This is a genomic window from Streptomyces sp. NPDC002669 (assembly GCF_042889165.1).
Classification (GTDB): domain Bacteria; phylum Actinomycetota; class Actinomycetes; order Streptomycetales; family Streptomycetaceae; genus Streptomyces.
In genome coordinates this window covers 216,993-233,885 of the sequence record NZ_JBIAQQ010000003.1, presented here as the reverse complement: position 1 = coordinate 233,885, position 16,893 = coordinate 216,993, and the positions used below count along the sequence as shown (strand labels likewise).

The 16,893-nt window shown below is 70.0% G+C and carries 12 protein-coding genes, 1 tRNA gene and 1 pseudogene; 9 read left to right on the top strand and 5 right to left on the bottom strand.

Features of this window, described 5'->3' with window-relative positions; genetic code table 11:
- Positions 1 to 148 precede the first annotated feature (148 nt).
- Positions 149 to 1,912: pseudogene (locus ACFYW1_RS05865) on the bottom strand (beta-galactosidase family protein); the annotation flags it as partial.
- A 240-nt stretch (positions 1,913 to 2,152) separates the two neighbouring features.
- Here ACFYW1_RS05865 and ACFYW1_RS05860 point away from each other — a divergent pair.
- On the top strand, positions 2,153 to 3,064 hold the full coding sequence (locus ACFYW1_RS05860; RefSeq protein ID WP_388987560.1) for a helix-turn-helix domain-containing protein: 912 nt from the start codon (positions 2,153 to 2,155) through the stop codon (positions 3,062 to 3,064).
- A 61-nt stretch (positions 3,065 to 3,125) separates the two neighbouring features.
- Entirely contained in the window at positions 3,126 to 3,452 is a 327-nt protein-coding gene (locus tag ACFYW1_RS05855) for a chorismate mutase (protein ID WP_388987557.1), read from the top strand.
- Here the strand turns inward: ACFYW1_RS05855 and ACFYW1_RS05850 are convergent.
- Positions 3,397 to 4,131 (bottom strand): hypothetical protein, encoded by a 735-nt coding sequence (locus ACFYW1_RS05850; RefSeq protein WP_388987554.1) that lies wholly within the window; start codon positions 4,129 to 4,131, stop codon positions 3,397 to 3,399. The genes ACFYW1_RS05855 and ACFYW1_RS05850 overlap by 56 nt on opposite strands.
- 204 nt (positions 4,132 to 4,335) lie before the next feature.
- Between ACFYW1_RS05850 and ACFYW1_RS05845 the strand changes: the two genes are divergently transcribed.
- The 4 genes from ACFYW1_RS05845 to ACFYW1_RS05830 all read left to right on the top strand — a co-directional run bounded on the left by ACFYW1_RS05845 (position 4,336) and on the right by ACFYW1_RS05830 (position 10,791).
- Positions 4,336 to 4,980 (top strand): SMI1/KNR4 family protein, encoded by a 645-nt coding sequence (locus ACFYW1_RS05845; protein WP_388987551.1) that lies wholly within the window; start codon positions 4,336 to 4,338, stop codon positions 4,978 to 4,980.
- Between the two features lie 167 nt (positions 4,981 to 5,147).
- Entirely contained in the window at positions 5,148 to 7,658 is a 2,511-nt protein-coding gene (pepN, locus tag ACFYW1_RS05840) for an aminopeptidase N (RefSeq protein WP_388987547.1), read from the top strand.
- Between the two features lie 323 nt (positions 7,659 to 7,981).
- A complete protein-coding gene (locus ACFYW1_RS05835; protein ID WP_388987544.1) occupies positions 7,982 to 9,379 on the top strand; it encodes a pyridoxal phosphate-dependent decarboxylase family protein in 1,398 nt (465 codons plus the stop codon).
- Positions 9,376 to 10,791, top strand: a complete 1,416-nt coding sequence (locus ACFYW1_RS05830) for a lysine N(6)-hydroxylase/L-ornithine N(5)-oxygenase family protein (RefSeq protein ID WP_388987541.1) — start codon at positions 9,376 to 9,378, stop codon at positions 10,789 to 10,791. Before ACFYW1_RS05835 ends, ACFYW1_RS05830 begins: the two co-directional genes overlap by 4 nt.
- A gap of 116 nt (positions 10,792 to 10,907) precedes the next feature.
- Here the strand turns inward: ACFYW1_RS05830 and ACFYW1_RS05825 are convergent, their stop codons facing one another.
- Complete coding sequence (locus ACFYW1_RS05825) at positions 10,908 to 12,719, bottom strand: bifunctional metallophosphatase/5'-nucleotidase (RefSeq protein WP_388987538.1); 1,812 nt, start codon at positions 12,717 to 12,719, stop codon at positions 10,908 to 10,910.
- Between the two features lie 186 nt (positions 12,720 to 12,905).
- Between ACFYW1_RS05825 and ACFYW1_RS05820 the strand changes: the two genes are divergently transcribed.
- Together ACFYW1_RS05820 and pyk are read left to right on the top strand one after the other, a co-directional pair.
- Entirely contained in the window at positions 12,906 to 13,598 is a 693-nt protein-coding gene (locus ACFYW1_RS05820) for an SIMPL domain-containing protein (protein WP_388987535.1), read from the top strand.
- A 124-nt stretch (positions 13,599 to 13,722) separates the two neighbouring features.
- Positions 13,723 to 15,156: a pyruvate kinase gene (gene pyk / locus ACFYW1_RS05815; RefSeq protein ID WP_388987532.1), complete on the top strand. Its 1,434-nt coding sequence runs from the start codon at positions 13,723 to 13,725 to the stop codon at positions 15,154 to 15,156.
- A 7-nt stretch (positions 15,157 to 15,163) separates the two neighbouring features.
- Here the strand turns inward: pyk and ACFYW1_RS05810 are convergent, their stop codons facing one another.
- Complete coding sequence (locus tag ACFYW1_RS05810) at positions 15,164 to 15,934, bottom strand: helix-turn-helix domain-containing protein (protein WP_388987529.1); 771 nt, start codon at positions 15,932 to 15,934, stop codon at positions 15,164 to 15,166.
- Positions 15,935 to 16,042: 108 nt separating this feature from the next.
- Positions 16,043 to 16,117: transfer RNA gene (locus ACFYW1_RS05805), tRNA-Leu, on the bottom strand.
- A 99-nt stretch (positions 16,118 to 16,216) separates the two neighbouring features.
- On the opposite strand from ACFYW1_RS05805, the gene ACFYW1_RS05800 reads away from it, so the two are divergent.
- A complete protein-coding gene (locus ACFYW1_RS05800; protein WP_388987527.1) occupies positions 16,217 to 16,864 on the top strand; it encodes an ANTAR domain-containing response regulator in 648 nt (215 codons plus the stop codon).
- Positions 16,865 to 16,893: the final 29 nt, after the last annotated feature.

Sequence of the window (16,893 nt, the reverse complement as noted above, 5' to 3'; positions counted from 1 at the left end):
AACCTCGCAATCGGTGCCGCGGCCGTCCTCGCGGTCCTCGCCGGCCCGGTCGCGGGGGGGCCCCCCCCCCCCCCCCCCCCCCCCCCCCCCCCCCCCCCCCACCCCCCCCCCCCCCCCGCCGCGGGCCCCCCCCCCCCCCCCCCCCCCCCCCCGACCCCAGCTCCACGCACGGCGCGCCCGAGCCCTCCAGCTCCAGCACCCACACCTCGTTGACACCCTCCCGCAGCACCGGCCCCGGCACGTACAGCGTCCGCTGCGGGCCCACCGACCAGTAGCGCCCCAGCCCGAAGCCGTTCACCCACACGAACCCGCGCGTCCAGCCCGGCAGTTCGAGCCCCGCGTGCCCCACCCCGGACGCCCCGGTGAACTCGAACGTCCCCCGGAACAACCCGGTCGCCCCGGCCTCCCCGACCTCCCCGAAGGGGACCTCGGCCACCGCGTCCGGCTCCTCGAACGCCGCCAGCCGCAGCGCACGGGCCCGCACCCCGTGCAGATACTGCCGCTCGTGCAGCACCCCGCCGGTGATCCCCTTGGACTCCCCGAGCCGCGGCCCGTAATTGACCCGGCCCAGCGACTCCACCCACAGCTCGACCTCCGCAGGCCCGGCCACCGGCTCGTCCAGCGTGTCGTTCCCCTCGCTCAGCACACCCGCCCGGACCCCGTCCACGTACACCACGGCCCGGTCCCGGAGCCCCGACACACCGAGGGCATACGGCCGGCGCGGCCCCGGCACACCCACCCGGTAACGCACCAGACCCCGGTCGACCCCCAGCTCCTCGAAGGTCGGCGGAACACCCGAGGGCGCCGACTCCTCGTCGCCCAGCACCTCCAGCACCGCGTCCAGCGACGCCCGCTCCGTCAGCTCCGCCCGCACCGGCGCGGCCGGCCCGACGGGCACCGGCGGAAGCTCCGGAAGCGGCCCCTCCGCATACGGGGCGAGCACCTCGCGAAACCGCCAGAACTTCTCCGTGGGACGCCCGTACTCGTCGATCGGCGCGTCGTAGTCGTACGACGTCACCGTCGGCTCGAAATCCCGGTCCTGATACGGACCCGACCGGTTGGCCCCCGCCCACCCGGCGAAATTCGTCCCCCCGTGCGCCATGTAGATGTTCACCGAGGCCCCGCACTCCAGGACCTCCCGCAACTCCTGCGCCGCCTGCTCCGGCCCCCGCACGATCGGCTCGGCGTCCCAGTGCTCGAACCAGCCGCACCAGAACTCCATGCACATCAGCGGCCCCTTCGGCTGATGGCGGCGCAACACCTCGAACGCCTTGCGCGCACCCGACCCGAAATTCGCCGTGGCGAGCAGACCCGGCACGGAACCACCCGTGAGCATGTGGTCCTCCGGCCCGTCGGAGGTGAACAGCGGAACGGTCACCCCGCGCTCCCGCAGCATCCCCACCACCCGCCGGAGATAGACCCGGTCGGTGCCGTAGCTCCCGTACTCGTTCTCCGCCTGAACCATGATCACCGGACCGCCGCGCCCGATCTGCCGCTGCACCACCTGCGGCAGCAGCGCCGAGAACCACCGCTCCACCGCGTCCAGGTACTCCGCGTCACGGGTCCGCACCCGGCGCCCGAACCGCCCCGTCACCCACACCGGCAGCCCGCCGTTCTCCCACTCGGCACAGATGTACGGACCCGGCCGGACGATCGCCCACAACCCGGCCCGCTGCGCCGCGTCCAGGAACCGGCCCAGCGCCGCCACGTCCCGGAACCGCCCCGGCTGCGGCTCGTGCAGATTCCACGGCACGTACGTCTCGACACAGTTGAGACCCATGGCACGCAGCATCGCCAGCCGGTGGTCCCACTGCGCCTCGTGCACCCGGAAGTAGTGCAGGGCCCCCGACAGCAGCCGTACGGGCTTCCCGTCGAGCCGGAAGTGGTCGTCCCCCACGGTGAAGTCAGCCATCGTGCTCGTACTCTCCTGTGCGCGCGGTCCCCGGAACGCCGCCGCCCCGGGCCCGTACGACGGCACGCACCACGGAGCGGGCGAACCCGGAAGGAAGGATGGCACCCACTCTCGCCCCTGGCGCCCGACCGGTCCATGGACAAAGATCACTGCTGTTTGGACACAATTGTTCGGACACGGAGACCGGACCGGGCGACACCGCACCGGACCGGCACGACCGCGGGGGAGGAGGGAAAACCGATGTACCACACCTGGATGCGCTTCTTCACACCCAGCCCGCTCCACCACCGGCTGGGACTCGTCTGCCTGGGCGTGGGGCTCCAGCACGGCGCACTGCCCACCGTCGGCCCGCGCACCCTGGACCACCACGTGGCCGTCGTCATCAACTCCGGCACCGGCTGGTTCACCGGCCCCGACGGCCGCCGGATGCCCGTCGTCGGCCCCAGCCTGATCTGGCTCACCCCCGGCACCCCGCACCACTACGGCGCCGACCCCGGCACCGGCTGGGACGAGAGCTTCGTCGACTTCACCGGCCCCGCCACCGCCACCTACACCGAACTCGGCTACATCGAGCCCGACCGCCCGCTCGTCCCGCTCTCCGACACGGCCGGCCCACGGGCCGCGGTGGGCCGGATGGTACGGGCGGCCCGGCGCGGCAACCCGCTGCTGGAGGTCGAGACCGGCGCCGCCGTCCACGAACTCCTCGTCGCCCTGCGCCGGGCCCGCGCCGACGTCAGCCCCGACGGCGACCCGGTCCTGCAGGCCCTCGCCCGCGACGCCTTCCAGCCGCTGACCGTCGCCGAACACGCCGCCCGGCACGGCATGACCCCCGCCGAACTGCGCACGGCGGTCCGCCGGGGCGCCGGATGCAGCCCCAAGGACTACCTCCTCGGCATCCGGCTCGGCCGGGCCAAGGAACTCCTCGCCGCCACGGACCTGCCGGTCGCCGCCGTCGCCCGCCGCGTCGGATACGACGACCCGGCGTACTTCTCCCGCCTCTTCGCCCGCCGGGTCGGCACCGCCCCGGTCCGCTTCCGCGAACAGCAGGGCCGCAACGTCCCCGGCGGCTGGAGCGACCGGGTCCCCGGCCCGGAGAACCCTCCGACGATCATCACCCCCGGCCCGGCGGGACCCCCGCCACCGGCGGGCTGACCACCCGGGAGCGGCCGGCGGCCCGTTGCCCGCCGCCCCCGAGGCCGTAAGCTCGCTGACCATGACCACGAGGGACATCGACGAGTCCGTGAGCGCGGAACTGAACCGGCTGCGCCAGAGCATCGACAACATCGACGCCGCTGTCGTCCACATGCTCGCCGAGCGCTTCAAGTGCACCCAGCAGGTCGGCCACCTCAAGGCCGCCCACCACCTCCCCCCGGCGGACCCGGCCCGCGAGAGCCGTCAGATCGCCCGGCTGAGACAACTGGCGGAGAGCGCGCACCTGGACCCGGCCTTCGCGGAGAAGCTGCTGAACTTCATCGTCGCGGAGGTCATCCGTCACCACGAGCGGATCGCGGAGGAGTCCGCGACGGAGGGCCGGGCCTGAGCCCGGGGGCGCCCGGGGCGCGGGACGAAACGCCGCCCGACGGCGGGGCCGATGACGAGGCCCCGCCCCGGCGGGCCGAGCGCCCGCGCCTCGACCGCACCACCCCGGCGGTCACCAGCAACCCGAACCCCGTGGCCAGGACGACGAGCCCGGCCGCGGCCGACTCATTGACATGATCACCATTGCCCTCCGGCCCGGGCAGCCCGTCGGCCGCCCACTCCGGCAGGACCAGCAGCGCCACCCCGACCAGGGCCGGCACCACCCACCCCGCACTCTCGCGGCGCACGGACCGGACCGACACCAGCGCACCCGCGGTCAACAGCACCGCACAACCCAGCGCCGGCAACACCGTGCACAACACCCACTCCGACAACAACGGCCGCCAGTACCACTCCGATTCGGGCCGCGGGCCGTCGAAGTAGTACAGAGTCCGGGGCTGCGGATCACCCAGGAAGTCCCGCAACGTTCCCGGCACCAGACCACCCAGCAGCCCACCCCCGAACACGAGCCCCGCGAACCGCCCCGCCCGGCTCCCGTCGGCCCGGCCCACCCGCAGCGCCAGCACCGCGCACCCACCCGCCAGCAGCCCCAGGAACACCCCCTTGACCGCCCCGTAACCGATCGGCGTCCAGACGTTCCAGGGATAGTTCTCCAGCCGCGCGGCACGCCACACCCCCACCAGACACCACGCGACCGCCCCCGCCGCCACCCCCCACGGCACCACCCCCACAACCCGCCGACGCCCGCCCGACCCCACCACCGCTCCACCCCGTTCGCCCGACCCGCCACACCCGTCCCCACCCGGGACGCACCCCCACCCCCCACGGTTGCGAAACCCACCACCCCGGGCAGGGGTTCCGGTGCCCCCGCGTACCCTCCGGGCATGCCGGCCACCGAGAAGGAACACCCCGAACCCGGGCACCAGCCCGCCACCCGCCCATGGCGCGACCTGCTCCAGCGCTGGAGCGACGCATGGCTGGACCCGGTACGGCACGAGCAGGAGAGAGCCGAACCCTTCCCCGCCGGGATACGGGCGGCCCGATGGCTGGGCACCACCGGAGCGACCCCGGAGGAACTCACCGGCCTCGAACGACGCCTGGGAACCAGCCTCCCCCCGAGCTACCGGGAGTTCCTGGGCACCAGCGACGGATGGCTCGACACGACCGACGAGATCGCACACCTCCTGTCCACCCGGGAGATCGGCTGGGTCAAGGACCTCGACCCGGAACTGATCGAGGGCTGGGACGACGGCACGGCAGCGGACCACGTACCCGACGAGAAGTACTTCGTCTACGGCGACGAACAGGACTGCTGCGCCATACGGACCGAATACCTGGGCCACATGCTCAAGGTCAGCCACACCCCGGAAAGCGGCGACGTCTACCTGCTCAACCCCTGCGTCATCACGCCCGACGGCGAATGGGAGGCCTGGTACCTCGCCCACTGGCTGCCGGGAGCCGTCCGCCACCGCTCCTTCTGGGACCTCATGAACGACGAGTACCGGAGATTCCACGGGGACCAGGACTGAATCACCCGCACCACACACCCCACCGAACAACCCGCACAGCACGTTCCCCACCGGACAACCCGCCCAACAGCCCCGCCGGACCCCGTACCGAAGCCGCCGCGGGGGTTCCGGTCAGCCCTGGGAGAACCCCCCTGCGGCACGCCCACGGCGTACGGCAGCATGGACGCATGTCCGTACTGACGCGCGACGAAGCGCAGACCCGAGCCCAGTTCCTCGACGTACACAAGTACACGATCGACCTCGATCTGACCGTGGGGGAGGAGACCTTCGACTCCCGCACCGTCATCCAGTTCACCGCCACTGCGGCCGGAGACACCTTCGTCGAGCTCAAGCCGGCCACCCTGCGCTCCATCAGCCTCGACGGACAGCCCCTCGACCCCGCCGACCTCGTTGAGAACCGCTTCCCGCTCACCGCGCTCACCGCCGGCGCCCACGAACTGCGCGTCGACGCGGTCATGAACTACTCCCGCACCGGCGAAGGCATGCACCGCTTCACCGACCCCACCGACGGCGAGACCTACGTCTACACCCAGCTCTTCATGGAAGACGTCCAGCGCGTCTTCGCCGCGTTCGACCAGCCCGACCTCAAATCCGTCTTCGAACTCGCCGTCACCGCCCCCGAAGGCTGGACCGTCCTCGGCAACGGCATCTCCGAGCACCGCGGGGACGGCCGCTGGACCCTGGCCGCCACCCCCCTGATCTCCACCTACCTCGTCGCCGTCGCCGCCGGCCCCTGGCACTCTGTGACCACCGAGCACGCCGGACTGCCCTTCGGCATCCACTGCCGCCGCTCCCTGGCCCCCCACCTCGACGTGGACGCCGACGAGATCCTCGACATCACCAGGGCCTGCTTCGACCGCTTCCACGAGAAGTTCGACGAGCCCTACCCCTTCGACTCCTACGACCAGGCATTCGTCCCGGAATTCAACGCCGGCGCCATGGAGAACCCCGGCCTCGTCACCTTCCGCGACGAATTCATCTACCGCTCCGCCGTCACCGACACCGAACGCCAGACCCGCGGCATGGTCATCGCCCACGAGATGGCCCACATGTGGTTCGGCGACCTCGTCACCCTCGCCTGGTGGGACGACATCTGGCTCAACGAGTCCTTCGCCGAGTACATGGGCTACCAGATCCTCTCCGAAGCCACCCACTTCACCGACACCTGGGTCGACTTCGGCGTCGCCCGCAAGGGCTGGGGATACGACGCCGACCAGCGCCCCTCCACCCACCCCGTCGCCCCCGACCCGGACGCCGTCCCCGACACCGCGTCCGCCCTGCTCAACTTCGACGGCATCTCCTACGCCAAGGGCGCCTCCGCCCTGCGCCAGCTCGTCGCCTGGCTCGGCGAAAAGGACTTCCTGGCCGGCATCAACACCCACTTCGCCCGCCACAAGTTCGCCAACGCCACCCTCGCCGACTTCATCGACAACCTCGCCTCCGCCACCGACCGCGACGTCCACGCCTGGGCCGAAACCTGGCTGCGCACCACCGGAGTCGACACCCTCACCGCCCGCGTCCAGGAATCCGACGGCACCTGGACCCTCGCCGTCGACCGCGACGGCAGCCGCCCCCACCGCATCGCGGTCGGCGCCTACGACCACGACCCGGACACCCACACCCCCACCGGCATCACCCCCCTCGTCCTGCGCGACCGGTTCGAGATCGACGTCCCCGCCGACGGCACCGCCGAAGCCCTGCCCGGCCGGCGCCCCGCACTCCTCGTCCTCAACGACAAGGACCTCGGCTACGCCAAGATCCGCCTCGACGCCCGCTCCTGGGACACCGTCCTCACCGGCCTGGCCGGCGTACCCGACCCGCTGACCCGCGCCGTCATCTGGAACGCCGCCCGCGACATGGTCCGCGACGGCGAACTCGCCCCCACCACCTACCTCGAAGCGGCCCGCACCCACCTGCCGCACGAGACCGACCTCGCCCTCGCCCAAGGCGTACTCGCCTTCGCCGACGCCCACGTCGTGGGCCGCTACCTCGGCCCCGAGGACCGCCCCGCCGCCCTCGCCACCCTCACCGCCCTGTGCCGCGACCTCATCCGCCGCACCGAGGACGGCCACAACCCCGGCCTGCGCCTCATCGCCGTACGCCACCTCATCGACGCCGCCACCCAGCCCGACACCATCCAGGACTGGCTCACCAACGGCACCGTCCCCGGCGGCCCCGAACTCGACCCCGAACTCCGCTGGCGCATCCTCAACCGCCTCTCCGTCCTCGGCGCCGCCGACGAAACCACCATCGCCGCCGAACTCGAACAGGACCCCAGCGCCACCGGACGGGAAGGCGCCGCCCGCTGCCGCGCCGCCTTCCCCACCCCCGAGGCCAAGGCCACCGCCTGGCAGGCCATGTTCCACGACGACAGCCTCTCCAACTACCTCTTCACCGCCGTCGCCCAGGGCTTCTGGCAGCCCGAACAGGCCGACCTCGTACGCGACTACGTGCCCCGCTTCTACCCCGAGGCCACCGCCCTCGCCGCCCGCCGGGGCCCCGCCATCGCGGAAGCCGCGGGACGCCACGCCTTCCCCGCGTACGCCATCGACACCGACAACCTCCGACTCGGCGAGCAGGCCCTCGACGACGAAGCCCTCACCCCCGCCCTGCGCCGCAAGCTCGTCGACCAGATCGACGACCTGCGCCGGGCCCTCACCGTACGCACCACCCACTGACCCACTGACCCACTGACCCGCCGGCCCCACCGGGGCATGGAGCGGTCGGGCCCCGGGCCGGACATTCCCCACCCGGCCCACGGACCCCACAACTTCACACCGGACCCACCCGTGCCCGGCGTCCCTCGTACAAGGAGACGCCGGGCACACCCATGTCCGACGACTCGATACCACCGAAACACCCGAGAGCAGCGCCAAACCCCCGCACCCGTCCCCCTTTCGGGTTCAGATCACCGAACCCCAGGCCGCGCACCGGAAAACCCGGACAGGCTGGCATGCCCACCCATGCCCAACCCCGCGCACCCGAAAGGGCCACCCCACCCATGCCCACCCCACCCCTCGCCGGATCCACCGACGGCCCCGCCGCACTGCGCCCCCTCCTCGACACCGTCCTCACCGCACTCCACGACGGAAACCGCCGCCGCGACGGCCCCCTCCCCGCCGGCGGACCCGACGCCGTGACCCCCCGCACCCGCGCCGCCACCCACCCCGTCATCCCCGACCACGGCACCGGCCCCCACGACGCCCTGCGCACCCTCGTCACCGCACTCGCCGAAGGCGCCGCAGACCCCGCACACCCCCTCTGCACCGCCCACCTCCACACCCCACCCCTCGCCCTCGCCGCCGCGGCCGACCTCGCCGCCAGCGCCCTCAACCCCTCCATGGACTCCTGGGACCAGGCCCCCGCCGCCTCCGCCCTCGAAGCCGACGTCACCGCCGCCCTCGCCGCCGAGATCTACCCCCACCGACCCACACCCGACGCCCTCATCACCACCGGCGGCACCGAAGCCAACCAACTCGCCCTCCTCCTCGCCCGCGAACGCAACGGCCCCGTACAGACCATCCACGCCACCAACGCACACCACAGCATCACCCGCGCCGCCTGGCTCCTCGGCCTCCCCCGACCCGTCGTCATCCCCGCCCCCACCGGCGTCATGGACCTCACCGCCCTCGACGAGGCCCTCACCCGACTTCAGCCACCCCTCCTCGTCACCGCCACCGCAGGCACCACAGACACCGGCCGCATCGACCCCCTCGCCGACATCGCCGACCTCTGCGACCACCACGGCGCCGAACTCCACATCGACGCCGCCTACGGCGGACCCCTCCTCCTCAGCCCCACCCACCGCGGCAAACTCCACGGCCTCGACCGCGCCCACAGCGTCACCCTCGACCTCCACAAAATCGGCTGGCAACCCGCCCCCGCCGGCATCCTCGCCGTCCCCCACCGCCACCACCTCGACCCACTCCACCACCACGCCCCCTACCTCAACGCCGACGACGACACCGAAGCCGGCCTCCCCGACCTCCTCGGCCGCTCCCTGCGCACCACCCGCCGCCCCGACGCACTCAAGATCGCCGTCACCCTCCGCGCCCTCGGCCGCACCGGACTCGCCCACCTCATCGACCACACCCTCACCACCGCCCACCACCTCGCCGACCTCATCACCAAAACCCCCACCCTCGACCTCTACGACCGCCCCACCATCAGCACCGTCCTCTTCCGCCCCACCGACGCCGACGACCACACCGTCGCCACCATCCGCCGCACCCTCCTCACCCGCGGCCAAGCCGTACTCGGCCGCGCCCACACCGACAACCGGCTCTGGCTCAAAGCCACCCTCCTCAACCCCCACACCACCCCCGACGACCTCCGCACCCTCCTCGACCTCGTCGACCGGCTCACCCACGACCTCGCGGAAGGCAACACCCCCCGATGACCGACCTCCCCACCCCCCGCCCCGACCAGCCGCACGACCTCGTCGGCGTCGGCATCGGCCCCTTCAACCTCTCCCTCGCCGCCCTCGCCCACAACACCCCCACCACCCACCCCCTCACCACCGCCTTCTACGAACAACGCCCCGCCTTCCACTGGCACCCCGGCCTCCTCATCGAAGGAGCCAGCCTCCAAGTCCCCTTCCTCGCCGACCTCGTCACCCTCGCCGACCCCACCAACCCCTGGACCTTCCTCAACTACCTCCGCAGCCGCGACCGGCTCTTCCCCTTCTACTTCGCCGAACGCTTCCACATCCAACGCGCCGAATACGACGCCTACTGCCGCTGGGTGACCCACCAACTCCCCACCCTCCACTTCAACCACCAGATCGACGCCATCCGCTGGAACCGACAACACCAACTCTTCGAAATCGACTTCACCCAACTCGACACCGACGGCGAAGCCGAAGCACTCGGCCGCACCCACGCCCGCAACATCGCCCTCGGCATCGGCACCGAACCCCACGTCCCCGAACCCCTCCGCCCCCTCGCCGAAGCCGAGAACACCCCCGTCATCCACTCCGCCGACTACCTCCACCACCGACAGAAACTCCTCGACGCCGAACACATCACCGTCATCGGCTCCGGACAATCCGGCGCCGAGATCTTCCTCGACCTCCTGCGCGCCCGCCCCCACGGCCACGAAAACCTCCACTGGCTCACCCGCACCCAGGCATTCGCCCCCATGGAGTACTCAAAACTCGGCCTCGAACACTTCACCCCCGACTACACCCACTACTTCCACGCCCTCCCCGAAGCCGTACGCGACGAACTCGTCCCCCGCCAATGGCAACTCCACAAGGGCATCGACACCGACACCATCACCGCCATCCACGACGAGCTCTACCACCGCACCCTCCACGGAGGCTGGCCCGACACCACCCTCACCCCCGGAGTCTCCGTACGCACCGCCGGACGCGTGGCCAACACCCGCATCGAACTCCACCTCGAACACACCCAACAGAACACCCGCACCCGCCTCACCACCGACGCCGTCATCCTCGCCACCGGCTACCGCGAACGCCCACTCGGCCGCATCCTCGCCGGACTCGAACCCCACCTGCGCCGCGACGCCTCCGAACGCCCCCGCATCGACGACCGCTTCCGCCTCGTCCTCGACCCCGCCATCACCGGCCACGTCTACGTACAGAACGCCGAACGCCACACCCACGGCGTCGGCGCCCCCGACCTCGGACTCGCCGCCTGGCGCAGCGCCACCATCCTCAACGACCTCACCGGCACCAACCCCTACCCCCTCCCCGAACGCACCGCCTTCACCACCTTCGGCCTCACCCCCCGAACCCCCCGCATCCCCACCCAGGACCCCGACCTCACCCCCCTCGCCCACGGCAACTGACCCCCCACACACACACGCAGAAGGCGGCCGCCCCCTCCACCAGGAGAGAACGGCCGCCCCACCACGAAACCACCCGGAACACCGGACCACACAGGACGCCGAAACGCCCGGAACGCCTAGAACACCGGCGTACCCTCACGCGTCAGGCGCCAGTCCACCGAAGCGAACTGCGCACTGTCCACCGAACCCTTCGCCTGCACCCAAGCAATGATCGTGTTCCGGATCTCCTCCGAATTCGCCCACAACTGCTTGGCACCCGCCACATGCGGGAAGTTCCCACCACCACTGGCCCGGTAATTGTTCACCGCCAGCACGAACTGCGCCGCCGGATCCACCGGCTTCCCCTCGAACGCCAGATTCACGATCCGCGAACCATTCGGCTTCGCAATATCGATCTCGTACGTCAGACCCGACACCGCGTCGTAGTTGTAATCCGGAGTGTTGTCCGCATTCGTCAACTTCGCCGTGTCCACCGGCGCACCCACCGGCGTCTGCACGTAATACCGCGCCGAGAACTCCAGGTAATCCCGCAACTGCGCACCCGTGAGCAACCGCGCCTCAAGCGTGTTCTCGAACGGATACAGACCCGCCGCGTCCCTGATCGTCACATCACCGGCCGGAATCTGCGCCGTACGCGAGAAACACGACGCCTGCGAGAGCACCGGAAGCGCCGCGTACTCACCACCCGCCAACGCCGCCTTCACGGTCTCCGCCTGGACGACATTGATCAGATCGATGATCGGCTCGTCCTTCCAGGCCGCCTCCGCCGTCGTCATCGCCGCCGTGGACGTACCGATCACCTGATTGACGTACGCCACGACCTTCTCGTGCTCGTCCGCCAGCAGCCCCGTGATCTTCGGGTCCTCCTCCACCGTGTTGGAGTTCAGCACCCGCGAACCCGCCTTCTCCACCACCCAGCGGCCCTTCTCCCACACCAGGTCGAAGTCGAACAGCGTCAGCCGCTGCCCCCACTTCAACGGCTCGGAGAGCACCACCTTCTTGCCCGTCCGCTTGTTCTCCACGAAGTACTCGGGAATCTCCTGGTGCGCATGCCCCACCAGAATCGCGTCGATACCCGGCACCTGCTCCGCCACCAGACCCGCCGCATTCTCCACGTACGGCAACTGGTCACCGTACGACGACGTACCACTGCTCCCCGAATGCGCCGAAACAATCACCACGTCCGCACCCATGGAACGAAGCCGCGGCACGAACTTCGCCGCCTGCTCCTCCAACCCCGGGAACACCATCTTCCCGCTCACATTCGCCTTGTCCCAGATCGCGATGCCCGGATTGGTCAGCCCCAGAATCGCGACCTTCACGTCCCGGCCGTGCGGAGTACGCATCCGCTTGATGACATACGGCGCGAACGCCGGCCGCAACGACTTCGCATCCAGCGCATTCGCACCCAGCAGCGGGAAATCACACTGCTCCTCGAACTTCCGCAGCACCGGAATACCGTAATTGAACTCGTGATTCCCCAGCGCCGCCGCGTCATAACCGATCGCGTTCATCGCCTGCGCCATCGGATGCACCGGACCACGCCGCGCCGTGATCGGGTCGACCTTGGCGTAGTAGTACGACAGCTGGGTCCCCTGGATCGTGTCACCCGCGTCGATCAGCAGCGTGTTGCCACGCCCCTTCTCCTCGCGCACCCGGTCCACCAACGTCGAGATCTTCGCCAGACCCACATCGTTGTGCGCCTTGTCGTCGAACTCCTTGTCCGTGAAGTAGTCCCAGTTGAAAACGTTTCCGTGCAGGTCCGTCGTCCCCATCACGGTGAACGAGTACCGCTTCGGCGGACGCCCGTGGCCGTGCCCATGGCCATGCCCATGAGCGGCGGCGGGCGCCGCGGAACCCCCCGCGATCGCCACACCCGCACCGGCGGCCGCCGATGCGCCCAGGAACGTCCTACGGTTCAGCGGCATTTCTTCTCCCACATCTCAGTTCTCGTGCGAAGCTCGGTACCCGTACGGCCCGACTCCCGCCCGACGCGGGGACAGACCGTACACAACGCGCGTAGATAATGACCCAGGAGCCACACCCGGCAACACCCCTCCCGGGTTTCGATCTGGTGACCAACCACTGTCACACCCCGGTGCGACAGTGGACCCATGACCGACACCCCCCTGTCCTACGGCACCCCCGAACACCCCCGCCTCGCCGTCCGCGGCGAAGCCCGCCTCGAATTCGACCCCGAAACCGCCCGCATCGGCATCACCGTCAGCGCCCGCGGCAAGGACCGCCGCAACGCCCTCGAAGACCTCACCCGCCGCAACGACCGCGTCCTCGAAATCGCACGCTCCTACGGGCAAGCCGTGGAAAAACTCGAAACCGGCGCATTCTCCATCACGCCCGAACTCGACCAACAGGGCCGCAACGAGAAAATCCGCGCATATCACGGCCGCGTCCACATCACCGCGGTCCTCAACGACTTCACCACCCTCGGCGAATTCACCACCCGCATCGCCGACCTCGAAATGACCCACATCAACGGCCCCTGGTGGAGCCTGCGCCCCGACTCACCCGCCCACGCCGAAGCCCGCCGCCAGGCCGTCCGCGAAGCCGTCCAACGCGCCCGCGAATACGCCGGCGCACTCGACACCCACCTCACCGCCCTCGTCGAACTCGCCGACATCGGCGCGGAGAACACCCCCACGGCCCTGCCCGCACCCCCCGGCGGCGCACGCACCGCCGCCTACGGCGCGGCAGCCCCCCAACCCCCCGCCCTCAACCTCGAACCACAACGCCAGACCGTCTACGCACGAGTGAACGCCCGCTTCATCATGGCGCCCCCGAAGCTCTAAAAGAATGCTCATCCGAGCACCCCGCCGCACAATTCAACAGTTGTCAATAACCCTTCACCCAAAGGTTGTTGAGCGGACATGGCGAGCGAAATAACTACCCGTAGGTAAGGCTTAGGGTCGAACCATGCGCCGAGCAAAAATCGTTTGCACCCTGGGCCCCGCCACCGACACATACGACCAGCTCAAGGCACTGGTCGAAGCCGGAATGGACATCGCCCGCCTCAACCTCAGCCACGGCACCTACGCCGAACACGAAGAGCGGTACCACCACGTACGCAAAGCCGCCGACGAAGCAGGACGAAGCGTCGGAGTCCTCGCCGACCTCCAAGGCCCGAAGATCCGACTCGGCCGCTTCCGCGAAGGACCCGTACTTCTCGAACGCGGCGACACCTTCACCATCACCGTCGAACCCATGGAGGGCGACCGCCACGGCTGCGGCACCACCTACGACGGACTCGCCACCGACGTCACCCCCGGCGAACGCATCCTCGTCGACGACGGCCGCGTCACCCTCGAAGTCACCGAAGTCGACGGCCCCCGCGTCCGCACCACCGTCATCGAAGGCGGCATGGTCTCCGACCACAAGGGCCTCAACCTCCCCGGCGTCGCCGTCTCCGTCCCCGCCCTCTCCGAGAAGGACGTCGAAGACCTCCGCTGGGCCCTGCGCACCGGTGCCGACATCATCGCCCTCTCCTTCGTCCGCAGCGGACGCGACATCGAGGACGTCCACCGCATCATGGACGAGGAGGGCCGCCGCCTCCCCGTCATCGCCAAGATCGAGAAGCCCCAGGCCGTCGAGAACATCGACGGCATCGTCGCCGCCTTCGACGGCATCATGGTCGCCCGCGGCGACCTCGGCGTCGAAATGCCCCTGGAACAGGTGCCGATCGTCCAGAAGCGCGCCGTCAAACTCGCCAAGCGCAACGCCAAACCGGTCATCGTCGCCACCCAGATGCTCGACTCGATGATCGACAACTCCCGCCCCACCCGCGCCGAGGCGTCCGACGTCGCCAACGCGGTCATCGACGGCACCGACGCGGTGATGCTCTCCGGCGAGACCAGCGTCGGCAAGTACCCCGTCGAGACGGTGCGCACCATGGCCCGCATCGTGGAGGCCGCCGAGGAGGACATCCTCACCAAGGGCCTCCCGCCCCTGACCGAGCGCAACAAGCCCCGCACCCAGGGCGGCGCGGTCGCCCGCGCGGCGGCCGAGATGGGCGACTTCCTGGGCGCGAAGTTCCTGGTCGCCTTCACCCAGAGCGGCGACACGGTCAGGCGCCTGTCCCGCTACCGCTCGCCCATCCCGCTCCTGGCCTTCACCCCGGACCCGGCCACCCGCTCCCAGCTGAACCTGACCTGGGGCGTCGAGACCTTCCTCGGCCCGCAGGTGGACTCGACGGACGCGATGGTGGCCCAGGTCGACGAGGAGCTGCTGCGGATCGGCCGCTGCGAGAAGGGCGACGTCGTGGTCATCACGGCCGGCTCCCCGCCGGGCGTCCCGGGCTCGACGAACCTGGTGCGGGTGCACCGCATCGGTGAGGACGACAGCCCGAAGTAGGCGATCGTCAGTACTTCGGCCCGACATGGGCGTCCATCAACGCGACGGACGCCCGTCGGGCGACGGAGATGTTCCGAGCGTTGGCCTGTTTCCACTCGACGCCCACGCGGTCCAGGGCTTCGGTGAAGAGCCCCAGGATGTCGGCCGACAGGTTGGTGAAGTAGTAACGCGGGTACTCGTAGCGCTTGCGCACCCCGCCGATCACCCGGGTCGTCCAGTTCGTGTTCCGGCAGCCGTCGGAGTGGATGAGACCGCGGACGAAGTCCCACGGGTGGGCGTCGACGATCCCCTGCTGCCAGGCGGCCAGGACGATGGGGCGCTCGTGCTTCTTGCCGGGGCCGTGCTGGGGGAAGAGACACGGCCAGTGCCGTCCGTAGCTGGTCACCATGACACAGCCCTGGCGTTGGAGCACGCAGATGCGATCCTCGGGGCGCACCCGGGCGATTGCGGTTCGGCAGCTCTCGATCAGACCGGGCCAGGCATCGGCGCACGCGATGCGCAGTTGATGGCCACCGCGCGGCTGGGGGCTGATGCATCCGTCACCGAGGTAGAGGCCCAGCAGATAGGCGTACGCGGCGGGGTCGTCCGGAACGCCAGGCACAGGTGAACACCGTGGGCATGGCTTGGCCTGCCCGAGCAGGCGGGGCAGTGGCTCGACGCGGCGTTGCCACTGTCGAAGTGCCCACCGGGATATGCCGGTCTGCTTGCTCACGGAGTTGAGGCTGTGGCCCTGGGCCACGAGGGCCAGTGCTCGCTCGCGGACTTCGATGCTGTACACGCGGCCGATTCTGCGCTGGCGTGCGGAGGCAATCGGCTGTACAGATCCCGTTCACGCGATGAGGTGAATGAGGCCGAAACTCTTGCAACCTTGGAATCTAAGGAAATGTGCCCCGGGTGGGACTCGAACCCACACTGTATGCTGTTTGAGAGCATCGCCTACTGCCAATTGGGCTACCGGGGCCCAATGAATCGAAGGTTTACCTCGACCCGCTGCGAGTCCACCATACCGCAGCTAGGTAGGCTCTTGGCAGCTGTACCTGCCTTTGAACGAGGAGCTTCCGTGGCCACCCCCGAGTCGCCCCAGCCCGCCGACGACGACAAGTCGCACATTCCGCCGCTGACGACCCGTGTCGTCATCGCCGAGGACGAGGCGCTCATCCGTCTCGACCTCAAGGAGATGCTGGAGGAAGAGGGCTACTCGGTCGTCGGTGAGGCCGGGGACGGGCAGCAGGCCGTCGAGCTGGCCCGGGAGCACCGGCCGGATCTGGTGATCCTCGATGTGAAGATGCCGGTCCTCGACGGGATCTCCGCCGCGGAGAAGATCGCCGAGGAGTCCATCGCGCCCGTGCTGATGCTCACCGCGTTCTCGCAGCGCGATCTCGTCGAGCGGGCGAGGGACGCCGGGGCGATGGCGTATCTGGTGAAGCCGTTCAGCAAGAGCGACGTGGTGCCGGCCATCGAGATGGCGGTGTCGCGGTTCGCGGAGCTGAAGGCGCTGGAGAGCGAGGTCGCGGACCTCGCGCAGCGGCTGGAGACGCGGAAGCTGGTGGACCGGGCGAAGAGCATTCTGCAGACGGACTACGGTCTGTCGGAGCCGGCGGCGTTCCGGTGGATCCAGAAGACGTCGATGGACCGGCGGCTGTCGATGCAGCAGCTGGCCGAGGCGTTGATCGCGGATGCCGAGGAGAAGAAGCGGGCGGCGGAGTAGCCGGTCCGTACGGGCACATGGTTGAGGCC

Coding starts and splice junctions, on each gene's coding strand:
- ACFYW1_RS05835 (WP_388987544.1), top strand. CDS start 7,982: ATGCCCACCCCACCCCTCGCCGGATCCACCGACGGCCCCGCCGCACTG.
- ACFYW1_RS05855 (WP_388987557.1), top strand. CDS start 3,126: ATGACCACGAGGGACATCGACGAGTCCGTGAGCGCGGAACTGAACCGG.
- ACFYW1_RS05845 (WP_388987551.1), top strand. CDS start 4,336: ATGCCGGCCACCGAGAAGGAACACCCCGAACCCGGGCACCAGCCCGCC.
- ACFYW1_RS05825 (WP_388987538.1), bottom strand. CDS start 12,719: ATGCCGCTGAACCGTAGGACGTTCCTGGGCGCATCGGCGGCCGCCGGT.
- ACFYW1_RS05830 (WP_388987541.1), top strand. CDS start 9,376: ATGACCGACCTCCCCACCCCCCGCCCCGACCAGCCGCACGACCTCGTC.
- pepN (WP_388987547.1), top strand. CDS start 5,148: ATGTCCGTACTGACGCGCGACGAAGCGCAGACCCGAGCCCAGTTCCTC.
- ACFYW1_RS05860 (WP_388987560.1), top strand. CDS start 2,153: ATGTACCACACCTGGATGCGCTTCTTCACACCCAGCCCGCTCCACCAC.
- pyk (WP_388987532.1), top strand. CDS start 13,723: ATGCGCCGAGCAAAAATCGTTTGCACCCTGGGCCCCGCCACCGACACA.
- ACFYW1_RS05820 (WP_388987535.1), top strand. CDS start 12,906: ATGACCGACACCCCCCTGTCCTACGGCACCCCCGAACACCCCCGCCTC.